We start from the raw sequence: 24,772 nt of genomic DNA, 5'->3' as shown, positions 1-24,772 counted from the left end.
AAACTTATGTTTACTCACCTCAGTTGGAAATCTATTAATATTATTAGCAACACAAAAAATATTATTCTAAATATTGATTACTAATATCTCAATTAATTTCCATCCTCTATAACGGGAGGAACTCGTCTTAATCTAATTAAAAGTTATAAATCATTTTTCTTAAAAATTTTTAAATAGTATTTATTAAAACTAATATTAAGTAAAATTAGCTATTAAAATTATTTAAACTTTTAGTTCTCAACAAGAAACTCCAAGACTGCTTCAACTAAGCTTTCCTACTAAATTCACACCAAAACCATTAGCTCTCTGAAAAGTCCACTTAATCTACTATTTCTTTTCATAGTTTTTAATTTGTTTTCATTTTTTTATATTATATACTCAACTTTTAATATTTTCAATATTTTTATTTAAAATTAATGCTAAATTAATATGATTTTCTAGTTTCATATAGAAAATATTTACTCAAAGTTTTAAAACAAGATTTAATTTCACATTGAATTATAATACTACACTAATTTTCATAATTTATTTTTAAAGTTGTGTTATATTTAAAAATCTTTATTTCTTTTCCATTTAAATCTTCTTTTTTCATATCTATTGCATTTAATTGACTGCTATCATAAGTGTTATAATAATAAACTTTATTTTCCAAATCCATACAACTTGTATATTGTGTCATATCAATTTTATTATCCTTAGTCATTACAGAACCTTTTACCATGGCCACATTATTTAGTATGTGGAAAAAGCCCATTATATCAGCTGTTTCTTTTGCATTTGTCATCATGGCATTTCTTAAATAAACTGTTCTCACAAATCTAGAAGCTGGTGTAAAATCTCCTGGAAAACCAATTAATCCAGTTCCTACTCCTAAAGCTGTTAATTCTTCCTCTCCAACTTTATTTGAACTAACATGATTATTATTCATTGATATATACTGACGTAAATTTGTCATATGCCAATCAAAAGATGGTGAATTTGTCAAAACACCCACCTTATTATCAAATACCTTTAAGCCATCTATTGTATTCTCAATTACTATTGATTTACCTGTTTTGTCTGTTACCATCCAATGCATAGTTGTATTTTGTATCTTTTTATCTATTGGTATATCAACTATAACTGTATTTTCTAATTCTTTTTTAACCTCTTCTAAGCTGCTAAAATTAGCTAATATCCAAAGTGGAAAATCATATACTGGAACATTATTTTTTCCTTCTACTATTTCCTCTGAATATTTAGCATATCCTGGAAAGTTTAACCCTGCACAGGCTACCCCTTTTTCATTCATAGCATCTGCAAAGGTAGGATAATTATTAAAAGTTGTACCCATTCCTAATATTGCATACTTAGTCTTTGTTTCCCTATTATTATCCCCTTTATTAATAGCTTTATAATTTCTTGGTATATATATTATTGACTGATTAAATGAATATTCTAAATCCATATTCCTTCCAAATAAGTGAAATCCATCTTTTGTTTCTAATGTTAAGCTTGTACACATAAAAATCACTCCCATAATATTTCTTATTGATGAATAATACCACACTTACTATTATTTTACAAACACCAAAATTTCATCACAATTTACTCTTTTCCTCTAATCATCTTAATTAAAGAAGCTTTTTTACCATAGTGTAAAGATCCTTTTTTGTATAATTTACTACTGAAATATCCAACTATTAATATGAAACCTACGTTTATTATGGTAGTTATTAATATTTCCATAAATGTAACCTTAGATAATACTATTCTCTCAAACATTATTAAAGGGGAAGCAAATGGAACATAGCTAAATACTTTTGCTAAGGTTGATTCAATATTAAACATACAATTCATTGCAAGCATGAAAACTCCTACAAAAATAAATGTTATTGCCCCCATTGATGAGTTTACATCCTGCGAACTTGTTGCAAGGGAGGCAACTGCTGCATAAAGCATTGAAAATGTTAAATATCCTAAAATAAAGTAAAAAATAAAAGAAAATATTATTCCTGCATTTAAGTTTAATGAACTTATTGCTTCTAAACTTATTCCAGATGTCTTAAGCATTATAAAGCCAAATCCTAAAAAAATAGCAATTTGAGTAAGTCCAACTGCACAAACTCCTAATACTTTTCCAAAGAATAATTCCATAGGTTTAGCCATTGTTATTAATGTTTCCATTATTCTATTACTTTTCTCTTCTACAACTGAATTTGCAACCATACTTCCAAAAGTAAGAGTTATCATATATATTCCAAATACAAGAGCATAAACTAAGATCATTCTTTCATGAGATGCATTACCACTTTGAATAATCTCTAATTTAGCAGGACTCATTATATTTTCATACTCATCTTTAGTTAAATTATATTTATGCATAGTAAAGGTAAATTTAGCATCGTTTAAAATTGTATTAATCTTCTTAGTTAAAGATTCTTTAGGTATTTCATTTACAAAAAGTTTTCCTGTTAATTCTTTTCCTTCTGTTATCTCAAGCAAAGCTTTATATTTTGAATCTCCATTTTTAATTTCCTTTTTAATCTTATAAGCTTCATCCTCATTATTAGTTAATTGAATTTCAAAGCCATGATCATTTAATCTACTTAATACATCCTTATTTAAAACCTCTTCTCTAGCTTGTGTACTTACCATAATTAAGTCCTTAGAAGAATTTCCTTTAAATAATCCAATTATCTTGTTAGCATTAAAAAATCCAAGCATTAAAACTAATGTAATTATTGTGGAAATTATAAGTCCTTTATTCTTTATAAATTCTTTATAAGTAAAAGCAAAAATACTCCAAAACTTCTTCATATTAATCACCTAACCTTTCTATAAAGATATCATTTAATGAAGGCCTTTCAAAGTAAAAACCTATTATATCCATATTAGAATTGGTGATTTTTCTTAGAAGTTCCTTAGCTTTTTCTAAATCCTTAAGATCTATTCTATAACTCCCCTTCTTAAATTCAAAAGGAGTAAATCCTTCACTCTCTAAGAATGTTTTAACCTCTTCTTTTCCTTCAACAACAAGTCCTTTAATTCCATACTCTTCTTTTATCTTATTAAGATTTCCTTGAAGAATTGTTTCACCCTTTTTAAGCATTATAATATCATCACAAAACTCTTCTACATCAGACATTCTATGACTACTAAAAATCAAAGTTTTTCCTTGCTGAAGAAGTTCTCTAATTACACTTTTGAAAAGTTCCACATTTACTGGATCTAGTCCACTAAATGGCTCATCTAAAATTATTACTTCTGGATCATGCATAAGTGCGATTATAAGTTGAATTTTTTGTTTATTCCCCTTTGATAAAGTTTCAACCTTTTTATTTAAATACTCGCTTATCTCAAATTTTTCAAGCCAATACTCAATACTTTTTAAAGCATCCTTTCTCTTAATTCCATAAAGAGATGCAAAGTACATAAGTTGGTTTTTAACTTTGTATTTAAGATAAAGCCCTCTTTCCTCTGGTAAATATCCAAAAGACTTATCCTCAAAATTTAGTTTTTTATTATCTACTAAAACTTTTCCTGTATCACTTGGAATTATACCAAGTAGAAGTCTTATAGCTGTTGTTTTTCCAGCACCATTTCTCCCAAGTAATCCTAAAGCCTTTCCTTTTTCAATTGTAAAGCTTAAACTTTGCAAAGCCTTAACATCTCCAAATGACTTACTTATTTCTTTGGCTTCAATCCTCATATATTCTCAATCCCCTCTTTCTATTTAGATAATTTTGTTAATAAAATAATAACATTATTTTACCATTTTTTAAATATAGTGTTTAGTTAAAATCTTTATTTAATCTAATTTAATAATTTTAAACCTACTTTTTATTGTAAATTTTAATCCTGAGTAAAAATCTTTTATTTTAACTATAGAACTTGGTACAAATCAATTACTAATTAAACCTATAAAATTATGGAATAGTAAAAAAGAGTTTTCTCACCCCCTTAATCAAACTTATAAATTTGTTGGTGAAATTAAATAACTAACTTATTTATAAATTTACTTATAAGCTCTGAAAAAACTCTATTAAAAAATCATACTAAATATTTACTTTTTCTAATTTAAAACTCTTCTCTAATTTTCTAAGAGTTATTTTATGAAGATAATATCTATACATTTGAATTATCTCTAAATAATTATAATTTTTTAATTCATCAATTATAAGCTGATTATATCCATTAAAAAGTACCCCTAAAGAATACCTTAAATATACATTACAGTAAACCTCATAATATATAAACTCATACTTATATCTTTCTTCAGTATAATCATACTTAGGATCATTGCAAAAATCTTTAGCTTTCTCTCTAAGTTCACCCCAAACTCTTAAGAAATTATTATAATTTTTAGGGAAATCCTCCTTCAAGAAAAATTCCTGTAGCTTATTTTCTGCTAACTCCCTTAAGCATTTTAAATGTCTAACCTCACCACGCATATTCTCTGCTACTGACATTCTAAATCTTAAGGATTCCTTTAAATCCCCGTTAATCTGTTCATCTGTAGTGGCTAGAATCTTCTTTATTATTGTTTGTAAGTTTTCTATTCTATCCTCCATAAATTTCAATTCCCCTTTTTTAATCATATAAATAAATTTCTCTTTTCATAGTTAAATTCCTGAATAAACTCTTACAATACAATAATACCTTTTTCTTTAAGTTTTTTCCTTTTATTTCTATTAATTTAATGTAAATTTATTACAAATAGTTTTTATTAAATTTTTATCACATAATTTTATTTTGTTTAAAAAGAAAAGAGTGTCTATTTTCAGACACTCTAAACTTAATTTTGACTTTGACTTGATTTTGAACTATCTGCTTTTTAATCTTTTAGGTAATGAAAATTTTAATTGTTAGTTAGTTAGTTAATTAAAAAATATACATAATTTGAAGTGTTTTTAGCCACATTTAAGTAGCTAATTTAATAGTATCATACATAAAACAAAGTTGACTTATCTTTTTTTTATTAAAATTAAAAAACTTTTGAGCTTTTTAAATATTTACAAAAATAAACTTTAACTATAAATATTAAAAGTTATTTTTTCTAAATTTAAATTTATTTAAAACAAGTCCTAACAAACTCGTAAATCCTAAAGTTGCAAATCCTAATACCCCTGAATCCCCAGTTTTAGGAATTGCTCTTTCACTTTTATCAACTTTCTTTACCTCTGGTTTCTTTGTTTCAGGTTTGTTTACCTCTGGTTTCTTTGTTTCAGGTTTATTTACCTCTGGCTTCTTTATTTCAGGTTTGTTTACCTCTGGTTTCTTTGTTTCAGGTTTATTTACCTCTGGCTTCTTTATTTCAGGTTTATTTACCTCTGGTTTCTTTATTTCAGGTTTATTTACCTCTGGTTTCTTTATTTCAGGCTTATTTACCTCTGGCTTCTTTATTTCAGGTTTATTTACCTCTGGCTTCTTTATTTCAGGCTTATTTACCTCTGGCTTCTTTATTTCAGGCTTATTTACCTCTGGTTTCTTTATTTCAGGCTTATTTACCTCTGGCTTCTTTATTTCAGGCTTATTTACCTCTGGTTTCTTTGTTTCAGGTTTATTTACCTCAGGCTTCTTTATTTCAGGTTTATTTACCTCTGGTTTCTTTGTTTCAGGTTTATTTACCTCTGGTTTCTTTATTTCAGGTTTAAGATCTTTTAATTTAATCATATTAACTATAGCTAAATCTAACTTATCTCTTGTTTTTTGAACTAATTCTTTTGTTAAATTTTGCTTTTCATCTACTACTTTTTTTGAATTCTTAATTTCATCCCTTAACTTTTTCAATGAATCTTTTGTGTATATAGAATCAGCATCCTTTGACCCAGATATTCTTTCAGCAAGATTTATACTCTTCACCAACTCTTTATATTCTTTACTATTTATTATTTCTGTTATCTCTCTATCTTTTTGAATGTTCATAATTTCTTCATCTGTTAATCTTAACTGAGCTGCTGAAACTTGTGTTAAACTGCTAAAAGGAGCATATACACCTGTAGCTATTACAGTCGTTGTTACAGTGGCCGTTATTGTCTTAGCTATTTTGTTTTTTAATTTACTCATATAAATTCCGCCCTTCTTTGATACATTTTTTATAAATTTATAAAGTACACTATTTTATATTTTCATTATATATTTTTGCAACAAAATTTTTTGTCAACATTTTTCTAAAAAAAACAAAAAAATGATGTAACATAAAGTTAAATTTCTGATAAAAAAAGAAGAACTCTTTTTTGAGTTCTTCTATAAAAATTACAATGGGGCATTAACTAATCCTCTTTAATAGGAATCATTATTAAAATACTAAAAAGCTCATTTTCTTTATTATATTCCCATTCTAAATCGCCGTTGTATTTTTTTATTATTGATTCTACTATTCCAACACCATATCCATGATGATCTTTCTTTGCTTTTGTTGTAACTAGTTTACCACCTTTAACAACAGGCTCCTTTTCACAAGTGTTAACCATTTTAATAATTACATAGCCATTATTAAAACTATATAATATAAATTCTACTTCTTTTTCATTACACTTTTCTACACTTTCAATTGCATTATTAAATAAATTACTTAAAATACCTACTAAATCTTTATTTTCTATAAAATCTAAATTTATTTTTTCAATACTATGTATGAAATTTATATTCTTTTTTTTCATCAATTCCATATTTTCATTTAAAACAATATCCACAATTTTATTTCCAGTTATAACTTTATTTCCATATTTATGTATATCTTTATCTACACTATTTAAATATTCTACTAAGTTATTGTTATCTTCTTTTGCTAATGCATACATAGTTGTTAAGTGATTTTTGATATCATGAATTATTTTATTAGCCTCATCATTCTTATGAGAGAGTATATCATAATGAGATTTTAACAACCTATTTTTTTCTTTAATTATTATCTTTTTTTTCATTGTAGTATAATTGAAAATTATTCCACCTGTAATAATAGCATAAATAAATAATAGTAAAATATTAATCATTCTTACTACCTCTTGTTTTTTAAACTTTTCTTGAAATTCTTTGTTGTATTTTTTATTATAACTTTGTAAATCATCTAAATATACTCCAGTTGCTATTATCCAATTATACTTTTTATAAAGTTTAGCATAGCTTAATTTTAAACCTATCTCATTTGAGTTTGGCTTCTTAAAATTATATTCATTATATGATTCACCTTTTTCCTTTATATCATCTAGTTCTTTTAAATAAGGTCTTCTTCCATCACAATCTTTAAGATTTGTTGATAAAAATTCGCCTTCTCTATCTTTTAAATTTGGATTAACTAATCTTTTAGCATAATTTTCTCCTCCATTATAATTTACTATTTCATTAATCCATATATATCCACAATCATCTAATTTAGATTCTCTTATCCGCTTAATAGAAATTTGCTTTACTTTATCATCTATGTCTTTTTTACTCACTCCCAAAATTAATATTTTAGAACTTCCTATATTTTTAATTTTTCTTAATTCATAGTTATCTTTTGTATATCTTAAAACATCTTCTTTATCTATATTGTTAGTATCTATATTTTTATCATTTGAGTATTCTATCTTCTTTTTATCTACATTCCATACAATTAATCTTATTTTTGAATTTTCATCAAATTTATTTCCAATTTTTTGAACTATATTAACTATCTTTTTTGTGCTTAAGTCTTTACCTAAATTATCAAAAAGAAGTAAAATACCCTCAATCTCTTTCTCTTTTGTACTTATGACTCTTTCTTGATCTAATTCAATATTATTTATTGTATTATCTACAATTTCTTTAATCCTTTTCTTTTGAGTGTCAATAACAATTTCATTAACATCTTTTAATCGTTCTTTATAATCCCTTTTATTATCTAAAAAATATTTATACATTAAAACCCCTATTGAGATTATGCATAATACCAAAACACTTAGATAAATCTTAAATCTTTTTTTTACATTATTCATATCTAAATCCTCTTATTTAAATATATGGTTAACGAATTCCATTTACATATTTTATAAAGTTATCCTTAAACTCCTTATATTTACGTTGAGAAACATATACTAATTCACCATCAGTTAGTACTACATGATTTTTATTTATTTGTTTAATATATTTAAAATTAACTAAATAACTATTATGAGGTTTATAAAAATCATGCCCATAAAGTTCGCTTTCCCATTTTCCTAAAGGAATATATGTAGAATATACTCCATTAATTGTATGTACTAATACTTTTCTATTTTCTATACCTAAATATTTAATATCATTAATTAATACCTTTTCTAAAACATCATCTTTTTTTAATAATATAAACTCTTTATTTTTATTGATTATTTTTATTAAATCCTTTATTATGTTATATAATTCATTCTCTTTTATAGGCTTTATAATATATCTATACGCATTTACAGTATACCCCTCTGGCCAATAATGCTCTAATGCTGTTATAAATATAATTTTTATTTTTTCATTACTTTTTCTTATAATTTTAGATATTTCTATACCTGTTAATTCTTTCATTTTTATATCTAAAAAAACTATATCATATTTTTCAAAATTATTTTCAATAAATTCTTCTCCTGAAGAGAAAGTATCAATATTTAACTTAATACCTTCATTCAATTCAAATTTTTTTAATATTTCATATATTTTTTCAATTTGAATACTTTCATCTTCACATATGGCAATATTAAATATACTCATCTTCATTCACCCTTAAAATAATATTAAATTTTAAATTTATATTTTATAATTATATAATACCACTCATAAATTCTAATTTGTTCTAATTTTTTAATAAACTTTTATAATCAATTAAACCATCTCAAAAATTTCCAATTGTTTTTATATAAATTAAATAAAAAAAAAAGGACTTATACAAGCCCTTTCAAATCCTTATTTTTTTTATAATTTAAATTAATTTATTTTATATTTTTTCATACATACAATATTTTTCTTATGTTCACTTATTCCATATTTAATTAAACTATATCAAATTATATATTTTAACCTCTTTTTTAATGTTAACTAATACGTACATTTTTTATTAAAATATTTCTATTTTCATCAATTTTTAAATTAAATATTAATAAAATGCTTACATTAATTTTTATATAGTATTTAGAATTAACTAATTTACTTTTCATTCTTATTAATAAAATTTTAACCTTATATTTTTATAACATTATATAAATTAATTTTAAAGCAAACAATATTTTTTGTGATTTCGATGTTTTTTTTTGTAATTTTGATATTTCAAAAATTTACTTTTCATTTAAGAAAATTAATGTTAAAAAAATTTTTAAATATATATTGAAAAACTTTATAATTTATAAGATAATAAGAAAACATCAATGTTTAAGTTTTATTAAAAACTGTTAATCTTAAATTTTAATTTGTATATTCTTTAATTAACTAATTAACATTAATATTCAAAATTTCTAAAAATACATAAAATTAATTTACCTTATATTTTAAATTTATTTTTTTAAATGGAGAGTGTTATGTTTAAAGAAAATTTACTTGAATCATCAGAAAAAATTGAAATTGAAATTTTGAAAAAGCTCTATATTAATAATGGTGTCTTTTCAAAATACAAGCTTTGTGAAGAGCTTAAAATTTCTTTTCCAACATTAAAAGTTTACATAAAAAATATAAATTTAATGTTTTTAAATCACTATAATAATGATGTTCATATTTATGTAAATAATGAAAATATACTTTTAAAATATATTAATAATATAAGCTTAGATAATTTTGTTTCTATATATATAGAAAATTCATTAAAGTATCAATTACTATGTATTCTTTACCAAAACAAAAATCTAACTAGTTTTAAATTATGTGATGCTTTAAATATAAGCTTATCAACTCTTAATAGAAAAATTAATGAATGTAACAAACTATTAAGTTCATTTGATTTAACAATAAAAAAATTTGAGTTAATTGGTTCACCTCTTCAAAATGCATATTTTTATCATTCTTTATTTATAAATGTTAGGACAAAAAAAGAGGATATGCAAAATTTTTATGATAAAGATATTGTAAAATTTTTAGAAGAATCTTCTTCTATAGAATTTGATTATACTCAAAAATTAAGTCTTTGTGTTTGGTCAAAAATTATTATAAAGCAAAGATATAAATTTATTAAAGAAAATTTTTCAGATAGTTTTACTAAAGAAAATTTAGATAAATTTAAAAATGACACAATTTTCAAAGATCTTGAATTATTTTATTCAAAATTTCCAGACAATAAAAAATATTTAGCTTATGCAACTATGTGCTTTTTAAAAACTTTTGGTATTTTAGAAATTGAAAATAAAATAAATACAACACTTCCTTTTGATTTACATAAATTTATTTTATTAAAAATGAAGTCTTTATTTTCAAATAAAGATTTTGAATTCGATAATGTTATTAAAAGTAATATTTTGTCTTATTGCAATAAAAAATTTTACTTTAAAGGAGTGTTTTATTCTATTGATCAAAACACTAAGAATTTTTATTTAAATAACCATTTAAGCTTTTTAAAAGAACAATTTATACTTTATTTATTTAAAGAAATAAAATCATGTTTTCCATTAAATAATTTAAATTTCAAATATTTTAAATTATTAATGGTATTAAATTTATCTTACATAAATGAAGAAAGTAAATACACAATAAAAATAGGTATTTTATCTAAAACAGAAAGTTCCATACTAAAAATTCTACTTAAGGATTTCAATAGCATCTTAATTAAAAAATTTAATGTCCAAACTGAAATTTTTTCTGAGAAGAATTTAAATGAATATGATTTAATAGTGTCAAATATTGATGATGTACTTCCATGTAGTATTTCAACTAAGATTTTTAAATTTACATATTTAGGAGTCAAATATGACCTATATAACCTAATTAAGGTTTTAAATAATATAGAAAAGGAAAAGTTAAAAAATTTAAATTTTAATTGACTTAACTTCTCTCTTTAAAAAATAGTTTATTTAAAGAGAGAAGTTTTTATTATATTTGATATTTCATCAAAATATTAATTATAAATGATTAATCAATGCATTTAATCCCATTATATATCCATACTCACCAAATCCACTTATTTGTCCTATACAAGCAGCTGCTGTAACTGACTTATGTCTAAATTCTTCTCTCTTATGGATATTGCTTAAATGCACTTCAACAGTTGGAATTTCAACACCTTTTAAAGCATCATAAATTGCTATGCTATAGTGAGTGTATGCCCCTGGATTTATTATAATTCCATCATACTTTTCAAAATATGCCTTATGAATAAAATTAATTATTTCTCCTTCTATATTGCTTTGAAAACAATCAATTTCTAAACCTAACTTTCTCCCCTCTTCTTCTATATAATTAATAATATAATTAAAGTCTTTTGCCCCATATATATTTTTTTCTCTTATTCCTAAAAGATTTAAATTTGGTCCATTTATAACCATTATTTTCATAGTATTATTAGTTAAACATTTAAATAATATTTTTAAAATATAATTTGAATGTTTACTATCCCTCACATCCTTCCATTTAAATAGCTTTCTTAAATTACATATTATTATTTTTTTCTGAAAAAATTTTTATTTCATATGCAATATTTTTTACAACTTCTTCAATAGAACCATCATTTATAACTTCTATATCACAATACTTTTTATATAAATCAATTCTCTCTCTAAACAAATTAGTAAGTCTCTCTTTTCCAGCCCATAAAAGAGGTCTAGTTTCTGTGTTTATATCCTCCATTATTAAATCTAATGGTCTATTTAAGAAAACCTTTATGAATTCATTAAAGTATTCAATGTTTTCTTCTCTTTTAACCACTCCACCACCAGAAGATATAACAACATTTTTTAACCCAGATAAAAGCTCACAACTCTTACTTTCAAGATCTCTAAACCCCTCTTCTCCCTGAGAAAAAATTTCCTTAATCTCTTTTCCTGTACTTTTTTCTATAAACTCATCTATATCAACAAAATTCATTCCTAAAGCCTTAGCAAGAATTCTTCCCACAGTTGTTTTGCCAGCTCCTGGCATTCCAATTAAAAGCACACCTTTTTTCTTCATATCTAACAACTCCTATTTTCCATATATTTTATATTATCTTATTAATTAGGTTCTATTTTAAGAGAATGAAAATTTAAACTGCTTATTAAGAGGGGCGTAAAATTCTATCTAAAATCAACACTTGTTTAAAACAAAGCTATTAATTAAAATCTCTTTTTTAATTCATTATATATTTCTTCCTCTGTTGACTTTTCAACTTTTATTCCATTCCATATTTCATTGGCCTTTACTCCTTGCCCAACAAGCATAAATAACCCATTAACAGTTTTAAGACCTAATTCTTTTCCATTCTTTAAAAACTTTGTTTCTAGTGGATTATATACAATGTCTATTGCCACATTAAATTTTTTCAAAACCTCTCTTGAAATAGCCATTGTATCAACATTAGGATACATTCCACAAGGTGTTGTATTAATAATTGCAAATTCTTTTTCAATACTATTTAATTCATCATAACCCATAAAATCAACATTGAAATTTTTAAATCTTCTTTTAGCTTTTTCCTTATCTCTAGATACTAATACTATTTTTTTTGCTCCATTATCTTCTAAGTATTTTAAAACACTTCTAGAAGCTCCCCCTGCTCCTAATACAAAAAAGCTATTTCCATGTGTTTTTACATCTTTTCTCTCTAACATTTTTCCAAATCCATAATAATCAGTATTATATCCATAAGCTTTTCCATCACTAAGCAATATTGTATTTACTGATCCAATTTTTTTTGCCTCTTCTGAAATAAAATCTAATTGTTCCATTACAACTTCCTTATATGGAATAGTAACATTACATCCACTTATACCTAAGTTTTTTAAACTTTCAACTATATTATTTTTATTTTTTTGACTTACAGAAAATAAATTATAAACTCCATTTATTTTATTATGATTAAAAATCTTATTATGTATATAAGGTGACATGCTATGTCCTAATTTTTCTCCAATTAACCCAAAAATCTTCATATTTTTACACCTCTAAAAATAAAAATCCATAATTTTTTCATATTTCTATGTTTTAATTAATAGGCAAAACTTATAAATTAATTGACCTAACTAATCTTTTAACATCCCCTGTCAAAAGATTAATAATTATTTTAAGTTTTATTGTTTAAATATAATTAAATACACAAATTCATTTGAGACACTTAGCTTTTTAGCTAAGTGTCTTTTCCTTTTAACTATTAAAAAATTTATGTAACTTCTTTTTCTAAATCTATTCTTTATTTATCTAAAGTATTTTCCATAATTTTAATCTTATTATGCTGATACTTTTTACTTATATCCATCAATATATGTAACATTTCTTCAGCATATGGAAGTAATTCTTTATTTTCAATCCTATTTAAATTTTTTTCTATAACTTGATTTTCTCTCTCCTTATGAAAAATAGGCATGTTATTCTCTTTCTTATACTGAGCAACATCTAAAACAACCTTCATTCTCTCTTCAAAAAGTTTCATAAGCTCCTTATCTATTTCATCAATTCTATTTCTACACTGAATTAACTTATCACTCACAAATTCACCTCTTTCCTTACTTAATAAATTTTAAACTAGTTTTGATTTTAGATAGAAACTCTCTGCAAAATTAAGCAGGTCGTAAAAGATAGTTAAAATCAATATTTCCTTAAATCAAAACTTTAAATTTAAATACTAATAATTTATAAGCTCTAAAATAGAAAGTGCTGCGATGGCCTCAATAACAACTAATGCTCTTTGAACTATGCATGGATCATGTCTTCCCTTTACACTTAATATTTCATTTTCCATTTTATTTATATTAACAGTTCTCTGCTCCTTTAAAATTGATGGAGTTGGTTTTATAACAACTCTAAATATAAGAGGCATTCCATTTGAAATTCCCCCAGTTATTCCTCCATTATTGTTTGAGTATGTTTTTATATTTCCCTCTTCTAAATAATATTCATCATTTGCTTCAGAACCTTTCATATTAGCAAAGTCAAAACCCTTTCCAAACTCTATTCCTTTAACTGCAGGCACAGAAAAAGCTAAGTGAGAAATTGTACTCTCTAATGAATCAAAAAATGGATTACCAATTCCAGCTTTTAAGCCAACTACTCCACACTCAACTATTCCTCCAATAGAATCACCATCCATTTTATGTGAAATTATTTCTTCCTTAACCACTTCAATTTTTGAATCATCTATTAATGGAAGTTCTTTTTTTAATAAATTCTCTAAATCATCTTTATTTAAATTAAGATAATCAAAAGAAGAATCCTTAACTTTTCCAACCTGTTTAATGTGAGAGCCAACAAAAATTCCTTTCCCCTTTAATATTTCCTTTGCCAAAGCACCAGCAAAGACTAAAGGGGCAGTAATTCTTCCTGAAAAATGTCCCCCTCCTCTATAATCATTAAACCCTTTATATCTAACATACCCTGGGAAATCAGCATGACCAGGTCTTATTACATCCTTTATCTTAGAATAATCTCTAGATTTATTATCATTATTTCTTATAATCATAGAAATAGGGGCACCTGTTGAAAATCCATTGAAAATTCCACTTAAAACCTCTGGCTTATCTTTCTCTTTTCTCTGAGTAGATAAATTATTTCTTCCAGGTGCCCTTCTCTCCATATCCTTTTCTATATTCTCCATATTGATACTTATTCCAGGTTCTATTCCATCAACCACAATACCAATACCTTCTCCATGAGACTCACCAAATATGGATAATTTTATCTTGTTCCCCCATACTCCACTCATAATCTTTCCACCTTTCTAAATAAACTTACCACCTAAAAACTTAAAATCTTCCCAGAAACTTGGATATGATTTTTTTACACAGTCTGGTTCATAAATAGTAACCTCTCCATTACATCTAGTTGAAGCAATAGCTAAGCTCATAGCAATCCTATGATCTTTATGACTATAAACCTCTCCTCCATGAAATTCTTTAACTCCATTTATAATTAATCCATCCTTAAGTTCTTTTATATTTGCACCTAATTTATTAAGCTCTGTTTTAATAGCATGTAATCTATCACATTCCTTTATTCTAAGTCTTTCCCCATTTATAATCCTAGTTTCCCCAGAACTTAAGGCGGCAACTACTGTTAATACTGGTATTATATCTGGACATTGAGATGCATCTATAACTGTGCTTTTAAGATTATTTCCTATAATTTTTATTTTTTCTCTTTTTATTTCATTTAAATTAGTAATCTCTTTTTTAACTTTTTCTAATGAAGTATTTTCATCTATAAAGTCATTATTTATTGTATAACTACACCCATATAATATATTTTCTTTTTTTAAAAATTCATTTTCACAAACCTCTTTATCTGACTTAAAAGAATTTATTAAAACTTCACAACCCATTCTCTCTAAAATTTCAATACATTCCTTATCTCCCTGATAAGAATTTAAATCTAAGTCTAAACATGTAACAGGATTACCTAAGGCACCTGCTGAAAAATAAAAAGCTGCTTGAGAATAATCTCCCTCAACCTTATAATCTCTAGGCTTATATTCTTGATTTCCCTTTATAATAAATTCTTTATAATTATTATTTAAAACCTTAACACCAAACTTATCCATCATACTTAAGGTTAAATCTATGTATCCCTTAGATTCCATTTCAGTTGTTATAATTATTTTAGAATCCTCTTTTAATAATGGAAGAGTAAATAATAATCCACTTATAAATTGAGAGCTTATATTTCCCTTAACCTTAAACTCTCCCCCATTTAATTCTCCATCTATCTTTAAATCCATGATTCCTTCTTTATAAGAATACTTTATTCCCTGTTTATCAAATATATCATAATAAGTATTTAAAGGTCTTTTACCTAGATTTCCTCTTCCAATAAAATTAACCTTGTTATTTTTAATTAAAGAAATAGGAACTAAAAATCTTAAGGTAGAACCTGATTCATTACAATCAATCTTCTTCTCTTTAGAATCTCTAAAAATATTTTCCCCATTTATAATAAGTTCCTCTTTTTCAACTCTAATCTTTGCCCCTAAAGCTTTCATTCCCTCCAAGGTTGCAATAATATCATCTGAAAAATCTATATTTCTAATTCTACTTTCTCCATTGCTCAAAGCTGCACAAATAATGGCTCTATGTGCCATACTCTTTGAAGGAGGTATTTTAATATCTCCTCCTATTTTACTAGGAGTTATCTTAATCTTTTTCACCCTACAATCCCTCCTTAAAACTTACTATTCTAAATCATCTTTTCCTTACAAATAAACCTAGTTATTCACTAAAAACTTAATATTTATTTAAACCTATTAATTATCTTTTATTTTAAATATATAACCCAAAGCACATCTTAATAAGCATGACTTAGAATTATATATTTAGGCTCTATTTTAAACTATTGTTGATTTTAGATAAACTTTATGACCATCTTAATAAACATATTTACTTAAAAAAGTCTATTGTTGTGTTATGTATATAGCTTTCTCCTATATCCTTTAGCAATATAACTTTTAAATCTCCATTTAAGTTTTTCTTATCTAATTTAATAGCATTCTCTAATAAGCTTCTGTCTTTAAGATTAACCTCTATTTCTAATCCATATTTTTTTAATAAGTTTTCAATTCTTTTTGAAGTTCCTTCTTTAGTTAGCCCCTTACTTTCAGAAATTTTTGTTATCATATTCATTCCTATAGCAACTGCTTCCCCATGTGAATAAGTTTCATAGTTATAAAGCTGTTCTATGGCATGGCCTAAAGTGTGTCCAAAATTTAGAACCATTCTTTCTCCTAAATCTTTTTCATCATTTTCAACAACTTCTCTTTTTATATTGCAGCACTCATATATTATTTCTCCTATATTCTCTTTTAGCTCTTCTTTATTTTTAAAACTTTCTAACTTTTCAAACAAAGTTTTGCTTTTTATACATCCATATTTTATTACTTCTCCAAGGCCATCATTAAAATATTTCTCACCAAGTGTGCCTAATAAATTAGGATCTATTAAAACTATTTTAGGGTGATAAAAACTTCCAACTAAATTTTTTCCTCTTTCTAAATCAACTGCGACCTTTCCTCCAACACTTGAATCAACCTGAGCAAGTAATGAGGTTGGAATTTGTATAAAATCTATTCCCCTTAAAAATGTTGATGCAACAAATCCACCTAAATCACCTACAACGCCTCCACCAAAGACTACTATTAAATCACTTCTTGTTAACTTAAAATCTAGAAGTTCATTATATAATCTAGGCAATGTATCAAAGGACTTACTCTTTTCTCCTGGTTTTAGAGAAATAATCTTAACCAAAAGCCCCTCATTTTCTAAATTTTCTTTTATGAAACTTCCATATATGTCATTTAAATTGTCATCTGTTATTATAGCTACTTTTTTTCCATGAAAGACTGTTTTTATATATTCTCCAAAATATTCCTTCAACTCTTTTTGAATAACTATATCATAACTTTTCTCATCTAAATTAACTCTTAAAACTTTCATTTTTCTCACTCCCAAAACTTTTAAAAATAGCTTAAGCCCTTTCTTCTAAAAATAATACAACCTAAAAGAAGAAAGGACTTAACTCATTTAATCCCATGACTAAAATCTAAGAAATAATCTTCAAAAATTTTATAATTCTCTACCAATAGCATTAGCTATATTTTTTAAGTCCTTCAAAAGATTTCCATAGTTTTCAGGCGTAATAGACTGCTGCCCATCGCATAAAGCATTAGCAGGGTCATTGTGAACCTCTATTATTAATCCATCTGCACCCACTGCTATGGCAGCTTTTGACAAAGGTTCTACCATCCATGCTTTTCCTGCTGCATGACTTGGATCAACTATTACTGGTAAATGACTTAGTTTTTTAATAACTGGAATTGCGCTTAAATCTAATGTATTTCTAGTATATGTTTCAAAGGTTCTTATTCCTCTTTCACAAAGAATAATATTCTCATTTCCACCGGCCATTATGTATTCTGCTGACATTATTAACTCTTCGATTGTTGCTGATAATCCTCTTTTTAAAAGAATTGGTTTATTTGTTTTACCAAGCTCTTTTAAAAGATCAAAATTTTGCATATTTCTTGCACCAACTTGTATAATATCAACATCCTCAATAAATTTATCTATCATACTAGTTGACATTATTTCAGTAACAATAGGAAGTCCTGTTTTTTCTCTTGCAATTTTAAGTAATTCTAATCCTTCAAGTTCTAAACCTTGGAAACTATAGGGAGAAGTTCTTGGTTTAAATGCCCCTCCTCTTAAAAATCCTGCACCTAAATTTTTAACTTCAGTAGCAATCTCAGTAATCTGCTTCTCACTCTCAACAGAGCATGGCCCTGCAATCAAAGTAATTTTATTTCCACCAATCTTATTTCCTCTTACATCAACTATTGTATTGTCTGGATGGAATAATCTATTAGCTTTCTTAAAAGGCTCTTGTACATGTATTATTTTTTCTACATTATTATTTCCTTCTAACTTAGATGTTTCTATTTTACTAGTATCACCTACTAACCCAATTACACATGTATCTTTTCCTGAGATATTTTTAGCTTCTACTCCAAGTGCCTCTATTTTATTTATCAATCTAATAATCTCCTCTTCCTTGGTTTTAGGTTTTAAAACAACTATCATAATTTAACCCGTTGCCAAAACTTTATAAATCTTGTTTAAATTCTTATTATATTCCCTAATCTTCTGTAAAATAAACTTATTTACTTTTCAAGTTTTATAATATTATTTCTCTTTTTAAATTGACAACGGTTTTTCACCCCACTTTCAAATTTATTTATCCATATCTATAATAATCTAAAAAAATAAATTTTATCATGCTATATATTCTACACTTATATATTTAAATTTCTAAATTCTATTTTTATTTGTAAAAACTAAAAATAACTAATAATCTTTTCATTTAGTTAAACTTATTAAGTTAACTCTAAAAATTAACTAGTTACCTATCATTCCCTTTTATTTTAACTATAAGTTATAAAATAATATCTTTATATAATGACTTTCTTTTATTTTAACATTTTATTTTAACTATAACATAAGATTATAAAAATTATTAAAAAATCTAAATTATACCCTATCACTAATTTAAAAATGCTAAATTTATAATTTTAAAAAAAATAGAACTCAATTTAATGAGTTCTACAAAATAAATTATAACAAAATATTTCTATAATTTATATTCTATTTTTTAATTATCTTTTTTTTTGTAAAAAACAACCGCCACACCTATTCCAGCAACTATAGCACCTATTATTGACATGGCTATTCTTCCTATCAATGAACCAGTGCTAGGTAACACACCAGATTGTGACTGACTCTTAGTAACAATAACTTTGCATGTGTCTTTAAAGCCTCCATCTTTAATTGTTACTGTTATTTCAGCTTCTCCTACTGATTTAGCCTCTATATTTCCATTCTCATCAACTGATACAACATTTGGATTACTTGATATCCATATAACCTCCTTATTTGTTGCATCCTTTGGACTTATTTCAGCTTTTAAAGTATATTTTTCACCTTTTTTAAGATTTAAATTGTTTTTATTTAACTTTATACCAGTTACCTTAATCTCTTCTAAAGGAGTTGTTTCTTTTTCATTCACTTTAACATTTATCTTCTTAGTGCTTGATGCCCCATTACTATCTGTTACTTTGTAAACTACATTATAATCTCCAGCTTTTTCTGTATCTACATTATTTTCTATAACCTCAATATTTTTTGTTATATCTCCATCTTCCTTATCCTCTGCTGTTACCCCTTCCATTGGATCAAACTTATCTCCAATTTTTAATTCAACATCTTTAGCATTTATTTCTGGAATACTATTTATAACTGAAGGTGATGAACTACCTTCATTTGAAGAAACTTTTCCAACTACAATTTTAACTATATTTGAAGAAATTTTCTTTCCATTTAGTGTAATATTAACTTTAACATCTGTAACCCCATCAGAAATTCCAGTCATCATTTTATTTTCAATACTTAAAACATCTGGGTTTGAAATTTCATATTCAATTTCAGCTTCTTCTAAATTAACCTTTTCACCATTATTCATCAATGCCTCTATAGAAAATGGTACTCTTTGTCCAACTTCTAAATGATTTTTAACTACATTTAAATTTACATAAGCTAATTCTGCTGATTCAACTGACTTATCAATTTCTTTAACATAGATATTATCTAATATTACCTCTTTAAATCCCTCACCTTTTTCTAAAGTAATATAATAATCTCCGTCAAGTTCTCCAGTTGAAAACTCATGAGTTACAGATTTAGTTTTAGTGAAAATATTTTGTTCATAATTTGAACCAGTAGCTTCTAAAGGAATATTTAAAATCTTATCTCCATTTCTAGTCTTAATATTAACAGTGTATCCTGGAGATTCATTTTCTAATGAATATAAGAATCCAAGTTCATAAGTTTTATTAGGCTCTAATTTGAATGATGAAACATCTGTGGTTAACATTTCACCAGTTTCATTTGGTTGTTGATTAGATTTTAATGAAAATCTTCCATCAAGTACCCAGTTCATTCTTTGATTTCCATTTATAGATATATCTTTTTCAGCTAAATGAGTTCTATTTGAAGTTCCTCTTCCTGGAGATAAATAAAATGGTGATATACCTTCATCTACATTTTCAAAGTCTTCATAAAATACATATCCATCTCTATTAGTATGTCCTGGATGATCCCAAATTCTAAAATCATCAACTAATACAACTGAGTCAGACTCTCCTTCTGAAGCTTTTAAATAAATATTAGCTGAATTTACTCCTTTAGGTACAGTAAATTCTACTTCCATTCTAACAAAAGTATCTCCATAATACTTAACACCTTCTCCTTGTCTTACTTTTCCACCACTTGTTATCACATTAGTAAAATCTTGTCCATCAAGATTAACTCCCAATGTAACCTCTCTATTATTATCATTTTTAACCCAGGCAGATACAGAATAAGTTAATCCTTCTTTTAACCCACTTATATTTTGAGAAATTTTAGCATCAGCACCTTTATTTCCACTTATTTTAAGAACATCATTTCCTAATCTTTTTTCAATATTTTCATTTTCAATAGTTATATGCTCTGTATTTTCAGCAGTAGATTCCTTATTCCACTTATCAAAAGTTTGAGAGTCAAATCCTGGATCTTTTATTTCTGATCCATCCCCCCAATCGCTAATCCTCTTCTCTTCAACTTTTTCCTTAGTAATTATATATGGAGTGTTTTGTTTTACGTCTAAATTAACCTTTCCATTTATAACTTTTACTTCCTTGACCAAAGTTCTTCCCAAATCTGATAATTCATATAAATAAACTTTTTTATTAGAATTCCATCCTTCTGGAAGAGTCCATTTTGAATTAGTTCCAAGTGGATTCCAATGATATATCTTATCACTGTTTGCCTCATCAACTGGATTCCATGGTAAAAATAATTGAGTATCCCCTATACCAGTCTCTCCAATTGAATTTTCTGGAGTAGTAGCAACCAATCTATCATTTCTATAATAATTTATATTAGAATTTTCTCTAACAGCCTTAACACCATTTTCAAATAATACTTCATTTTCACTCATCTTAATTATTGGGAAATGTTGCAAATATTTAGTAGGTAATACTTGATTATAGAATACTCCTATTCCATAATCTCCTTCTATATCATGTCTAGTTCCCCATCCACCTGATAATAAATGTTTATTACCTTTAACTAATGAATCTGCTAAGAATGAATCTTGAGTATCATTTTTCATAAATCTCATTATTTTGCTTGCATTTCCCTTATTAGGATATGCAGGGTCTCCCCCCCAATGAGTCCATGGAACATGCTGTTCTAAAGGACCATTCATTTCAGTTGCAATCATAATTCCATAATCATTTATCTTTTCTCCTAATTGATGAGCATTCCATCCATTACCTGTGTAAACATCAACATAAATCCATCCTAAATCTGGAGCATCTTCCATCAACATATCAAGTCTTCTAAATAATTCACCACTAGTTATATCTCCTCTTTGATCAACATAATAAGCTTGATCTAACCATCCCCATCCTGGATGTTTTTCATTAACTAATTTAGTTGGATATTGAAATGCATCCATTGTATATTCAGTTGCATTTACATGGACACCTATTTTAGCATTATATTCCTTACCTTGTTTTATCAAAGTATTAAAATCTTCCTTACCTCCTTGTCTAATACCAATATGTCCACCATAATCTGGATGAGAGTCATCATGTCCTTCTGCTTGATATCCTTTATGAAGAACTAGTTGTCCAAATCCATCTGTATAATTTGAAAGTTTTTTAATTGTATCTAATGATCTTAAAAATGGATTTTGAGTATATCCAATATTAAAATCAATATATGACATTTGATTTTTTATTTCATCTCCACCTACTGGGATTTTCATATTTTTTCTATACTGAATAGCTCCATCTTGCCAATCTATTTGTCCATCTTCATTTTCATCTCTTGCTATAATCACTTCTGACCATGGCTTTTCACCTTGATATAGCTTACTTCCTTGCTCTGTAGCCTCTTGAAGTATCTCTTTATAAGTCCAAGTACCATTAGAAATTCCAACTTTTTTATAATTAGTATTGTCTGGAAGAACATCATTTTCAGTTGTTAATACAACTCTATTTCCTCCTTCAATAGTATTATTATTTATTGTAACAGCAAACTTATCATCATTTATAAAGGCATAAGTTTTCCCCTTAACTCCAGGTCTTTCCTTAGCAACATCTATAAATTCTTCCTGTATATTATTCCAATCACCAGTTGTTAAAACAGATGCTATTTTACCATTATTCAAACTGCTTACTGAGGCTAAACTATGATTTGGAAAATTTAAAGTTTGAAGTTTAACATCACCTTCTTTAATATCTGTAACTTCCATTCTTAATTTATTTTCATTAACAGTTATTTTTAACGTAATAATCATTCCTATATCTTCAAAATTTAATGTATATATTCCTTCATTATTATTAAATTCACTAGTTACTTTTGGAATTCTTTTTTCACCGTTAATTTCAACCATATATTGAGCTTGTAAATCATCTACCTCTGCCCCCAATAAAATATCTTCAGTTCCTTTCCACTCATATCTAATAACAGTTGGAAATCTGTTGTCTAAAACAACCTTCATAAAATTTGACTCTATACTTTGTTCTTCTAATGTTCCTGTTTCTGGCGCTATTATTTCACCTAATTCTTCAACAATAATATTGTCTAAAGTAACATTTTTATTACTATACCATCCAGTTAATCCAATTTTTCCTCTTACATCTGGTAAATTTCCTACTGAAGTCTGTCCTATTTTTTCGTCATCAATCCACATAGTAATATTAGTATCTTCTACTTTAAGCTTTATTCTATAATTTTTACCTTTTTCTATTTTAAATGTTCCTGGAAATGCACCATATTTACCATCACCAGTTTTCCATACCCAAGAATTTTTATCATAGCATATAGCTGCCCATTCACTTTCTGAAACATATCTAAATAACAATCCTATTCTTCCTTCATCATTATCAACAGAAAAATCTGTTTCATAAGTAAAATTCTTTAAATCTGGTGAATTCATATCAACAACCGTAGATATCCCATTCATAGGTAAATTTAATTTTCCATTTTCATAACTAGGAGAGCCACTACCTTTTGTAAATTGCCAATCTCCCCTTGTTTCTTCTGTATCAAAATTAATTTCATAATGTGATAAATCAGATTTTGTGGTTACATTAGCTACAGCTTTTATATCTGTTCCTTCAACAATTCCTTCTACCTTAAATGTGCCTGGTTTTGAATAATTTTCTTTAGGTATATAATTCCAAGAAACTTCTTTAATACTAGACATACCATTTTCATAATTTACTGTAACACTTGATGGCAAATTAGGCTTAACTCTTGGATAAGTTTCTACATTAACTTCATTTATTGAAACTATAGGCCCATTTTCTACACTAATAGAAGAATATTTAATATAATCAAATTTTGTAGTTTTAGAAGCACCCCAACCTCTATATCCAACTTTACCAGCTTGTAAAGGAATTAAATCTGATTCTTTATCATATATAGTTTCAAATTCTCCATTATTTACAGAAACATTAACAGTTAATTTTTTGTCTACAAATGTGGCCTTAACTATTACCTCATCACCCTTATTTAAGGTTGGTCCTGAAATATCTTCCCACTTACTTTTATTTTCTATAACCCAACCCTTGCCTGAATTATAGTTAATCATTCCATAATTTGATTCATTTGCTCTGAATATTATTCCTGTTTGAGACCCTCCAACTATAAATCTGCTTTCTAATTGACCATTTTTTATGTTTGGTGATTGGTCTTCAACAATTCTATAGTCACCATTATTTGTAACTGATAAAAATCCATCAATAACTTCAGTATTTCCTGAACCTGATAATTTTGTCCAAGTAATTCCTTCTAGTCTATCATAATTTTGAATATAAATCTCTGAATCTTCATCCTTATTAGTTAAATTTTCTTCTAAATCTTTATCATCTTCTTCTGATTTATTATTTTCAGAATTTTCCTCACTATTAGTTTCAGAGTTTTCTTCAGTACTATTTTCAACACTATCTTCAATTCTCTCTTCATTGCTAGTTTCAATGCTATCCTCAGTAACAGATGTAGCTAGTACTGAAATTGGTAATTGTCCTCCAATAAAAGAAGCTGCTATTATTGCAGAAATTTTCTTGTTCATAGATTTTCTTCTCATTTTTTCCCCCATACTT

At 26.1% G+C, this 24,772-nt stretch carries 16 protein-coding genes and 1 pseudogene; 1 reads left to right on the top strand and 16 read right to left on the bottom strand.

Annotated features, from left to right (window positions below; translation table 11 throughout):
• Positions 1-511 precede the first annotated feature (511 nt).
• The 7 genes from bsh to Q1K13_RS12530 all read right to left on the bottom strand — a co-directional run bounded on the left by bsh (position 512) and on the right by Q1K13_RS12530 (position 8,682).
• On the bottom strand, positions 512-1,504 hold the full coding sequence (gene bsh / locus Q1K13_RS12560; protein ID WP_300351520.1) for a choloylglycine hydrolase: 993 nt from the start codon (positions 1,502-1,504) through the stop codon (positions 512-514).
• Positions 1,505-1,587: 83 nt separating this feature from the next.
• Positions 1,588-2,799: an ABC transporter permease gene (locus Q1K13_RS12555; RefSeq protein ID WP_300351518.1), complete on the bottom strand. Its 1,212-nt coding sequence runs from the start codon at positions 2,797-2,799 to the stop codon at positions 1,588-1,590.
• 1 nt (position 2,800) lies between these two features.
• Entirely contained in the window at positions 2,801-3,691 is an 891-nt protein-coding gene (locus tag Q1K13_RS12550) for an ABC transporter ATP-binding protein (protein WP_300351515.1), read from the bottom strand.
• A gap of 346 nt (positions 3,692-4,037) precedes the next feature.
• Entirely contained in the window at positions 4,038-4,553 is a 516-nt protein-coding gene (locus tag Q1K13_RS12545; RefSeq protein WP_300351512.1) for a hypothetical protein, read from the bottom strand.
• 469 nt (positions 4,554-5,022) lie between these two features.
• Positions 5,023-6,048: an LPXTG cell wall anchor domain-containing protein gene (locus Q1K13_RS12540; protein ID WP_300351510.1), complete on the bottom strand. Its 1,026-nt coding sequence runs from the start codon at positions 6,046-6,048 to the stop codon at positions 5,023-5,025.
• Positions 6,049-6,254: 206 nt separating this feature from the next.
• Positions 6,255-7,940 carry a cache domain-containing protein gene (locus Q1K13_RS12535; protein WP_300351508.1) on the bottom strand — a complete coding sequence of 562 codons (1,686 nt, stop codon included), beginning with the start codon at positions 7,938-7,940 and terminating at the stop codon, positions 6,255-6,257.
• 28 nt (positions 7,941-7,968) lie between these two features.
• Positions 7,969-8,682: a LytR/AlgR family response regulator transcription factor gene (locus tag Q1K13_RS12530; RefSeq protein WP_300351505.1), complete on the bottom strand. Its 714-nt coding sequence runs from the start codon at positions 8,680-8,682 to the stop codon at positions 7,969-7,971.
• 800 nt (positions 8,683-9,482) lie between these two features.
• On the opposite strand from Q1K13_RS12530, the gene Q1K13_RS12525 reads away from it, so the two are divergent.
• Positions 9,483-10,931 (top strand): AcpB/EbpR/MafR family transcriptional regulator, encoded by a 1,449-nt coding sequence (locus tag Q1K13_RS12525; RefSeq protein WP_300351503.1) that lies wholly within the window; start codon positions 9,483-9,485, stop codon positions 10,929-10,931.
• A 78-nt stretch (positions 10,932-11,009) separates the two neighbouring features.
• On the opposite strand, the gene aroQ is transcribed toward Q1K13_RS12525, so the two are convergent.
• From aroQ to Q1K13_RS12480, 9 genes and pseudogenes are all read right to left on the bottom strand, one after another.
• Positions 11,010-11,441, bottom strand: coding sequence for a type II 3-dehydroquinate dehydratase (aroQ, locus tag Q1K13_RS12520; RefSeq protein ID WP_300351627.1), 432 nt, complete (start codon positions 11,439-11,441; stop codon positions 11,010-11,012).
• Positions 11,442-11,535: 94 nt separating this feature from the next.
• A complete protein-coding gene (locus Q1K13_RS12515; RefSeq protein WP_300351500.1) occupies positions 11,536-12,054 on the bottom strand; it encodes a shikimate kinase in 519 nt (172 codons plus the stop codon).
• Between the two features lie 143 nt (positions 12,055-12,197).
• Complete coding sequence (aroE, locus tag Q1K13_RS12510; RefSeq protein WP_300351498.1) at positions 12,198-13,013, bottom strand: shikimate dehydrogenase; 816 nt, start codon at positions 13,011-13,013, stop codon at positions 12,198-12,200.
• Between the two features lie 257 nt (positions 13,014-13,270).
• On the bottom strand, positions 13,271-13,567 hold the full coding sequence (locus Q1K13_RS12505) for a chorismate mutase (RefSeq protein WP_300351495.1): 297 nt from the start codon (positions 13,565-13,567) through the stop codon (positions 13,271-13,273).
• A gap of 135 nt (positions 13,568-13,702) precedes the next feature.
• The gene (gene aroC / locus Q1K13_RS12500; protein WP_300351492.1) at positions 13,703-14,779 is read right to left on the bottom strand and encodes a chorismate synthase; all 1,077 of its coding nucleotides are present in this window, start codon (positions 14,777-14,779) and stop codon (positions 13,703-13,705) included.
• 42 nt (positions 14,780-14,821) lie between these two features.
• Positions 14,822-16,216 (bottom strand): annotated as a pseudogene (gene aroA, locus Q1K13_RS12495) (3-phosphoshikimate 1-carboxyvinyltransferase); the annotation flags it as partial.
• A 229-nt stretch (positions 16,217-16,445) separates the two neighbouring features.
• Entirely contained in the window at positions 16,446-17,498 is a 1,053-nt protein-coding gene (gene aroB, locus Q1K13_RS12490) for a 3-dehydroquinate synthase (protein ID WP_300351487.1), read from the bottom strand.
• Positions 17,499-17,627: 129 nt separating this feature from the next.
• Entirely contained in the window at positions 17,628-18,641 is a 1,014-nt protein-coding gene (gene aroF, locus Q1K13_RS12485; protein ID WP_300351484.1) for a 3-deoxy-7-phosphoheptulonate synthase, read from the bottom strand.
• 568 nt (positions 18,642-19,209) lie between these two features.
• Complete coding sequence (locus Q1K13_RS12480) at positions 19,210-24,756, bottom strand: endo-alpha-N-acetylgalactosaminidase family protein (protein WP_300351481.1); 5,547 nt, start codon at positions 24,754-24,756, stop codon at positions 19,210-19,212.
• Positions 24,757-24,772: the final 16 nt, after the last annotated feature.

The sequence above is a fragment of the Clostridium sp. genome (assembly GCF_029267215.1).
Lineage (GTDB): Bacteria > Bacillota > Clostridia > Clostridiales > Clostridiaceae > Sarcina.
The sequence above is the reverse complement of the archived record's forward strand: the minus strand, read 5'-3'. Positions and strand labels throughout refer to the sequence as shown.

What these genes read in the sequence shown, in the direction of transcription:
- Q1K13_RS12535 (WP_300351508.1), bottom strand. Translation starts at nt 7,940, where the DNA reads ATGAATAATGTAAAAAAAAGATTTAAGATTTATCTAAGTGTTTTGGTA.
- aroC (WP_300351492.1), bottom strand. Translation starts at nt 14,779, where the DNA reads ATGAGTGGAGTATGGGGGAACAAGATAAAATTATCCATATTTGGTGAG.
- Q1K13_RS12530 (WP_300351505.1), bottom strand. Translation starts at nt 8,682, where the DNA reads ATGAGTATATTTAATATTGCCATATGTGAAGATGAAAGTATTCAAATT.
- Q1K13_RS12515 (WP_300351500.1), bottom strand. Translation starts at nt 12,054, where the DNA reads ATGAAGAAAAAAGGTGTGCTTTTAATTGGAATGCCAGGAGCTGGCAAA.
- aroE (WP_300351498.1), bottom strand. Translation starts at nt 13,013, where the DNA reads ATGAAGATTTTTGGGTTAATTGGAGAAAAATTAGGACATAGCATGTCA.
- Q1K13_RS12540 (WP_300351510.1), bottom strand. Translation starts at nt 6,048, where the DNA reads ATGAGTAAATTAAAAAACAAAATAGCTAAGACAATAACGGCCACTGTA.
- Q1K13_RS12555 (WP_300351518.1), bottom strand. Translation starts at nt 2,799, where the DNA reads ATGAAGAAGTTTTGGAGTATTTTTGCTTTTACTTATAAAGAATTTATA.
- aroF (WP_300351484.1), bottom strand. Translation starts at nt 18,641, where the DNA reads ATGATAGTTGTTTTAAAACCTAAAACCAAGGAAGAGGAGATTATTAGA.
- Q1K13_RS12480 (WP_300351481.1), bottom strand. Translation starts at nt 24,756, where the DNA reads ATGAGAAGAAAATCTATGAACAAGAAAATTTCTGCAATAATAGCAGCT.
- Q1K13_RS12545 (WP_300351512.1), bottom strand. Translation starts at nt 4,553, where the DNA reads ATGGAGGATAGAATAGAAAACTTACAAACAATAATAAAGAAGATTCTA.
- bsh (WP_300351520.1), bottom strand. Translation starts at nt 1,504, where the DNA reads ATGTGTACAAGCTTAACATTAGAAACAAAAGATGGATTTCACTTATTT.
- aroB (WP_300351487.1), bottom strand. Translation starts at nt 17,498, where the DNA reads ATGAAAGTTTTAAGAGTTAATTTAGATGAGAAAAGTTATGATATAGTT.
- Q1K13_RS12550 (WP_300351515.1), bottom strand. Translation starts at nt 3,691, where the DNA reads ATGAGGATTGAAGCCAAAGAAATAAGTAAGTCATTTGGAGATGTTAAG.
- Q1K13_RS12525 (WP_300351503.1), top strand. Translation starts at nt 9,483, where the DNA reads ATGTTTAAAGAAAATTTACTTGAATCATCAGAAAAAATTGAAATTGAA.
- aroQ (WP_300351627.1), bottom strand. Translation starts at nt 11,441, where the DNA reads ATGAAAATAATGGTTATAAATGGACCAAATTTAAATCTTTTAGGAATA.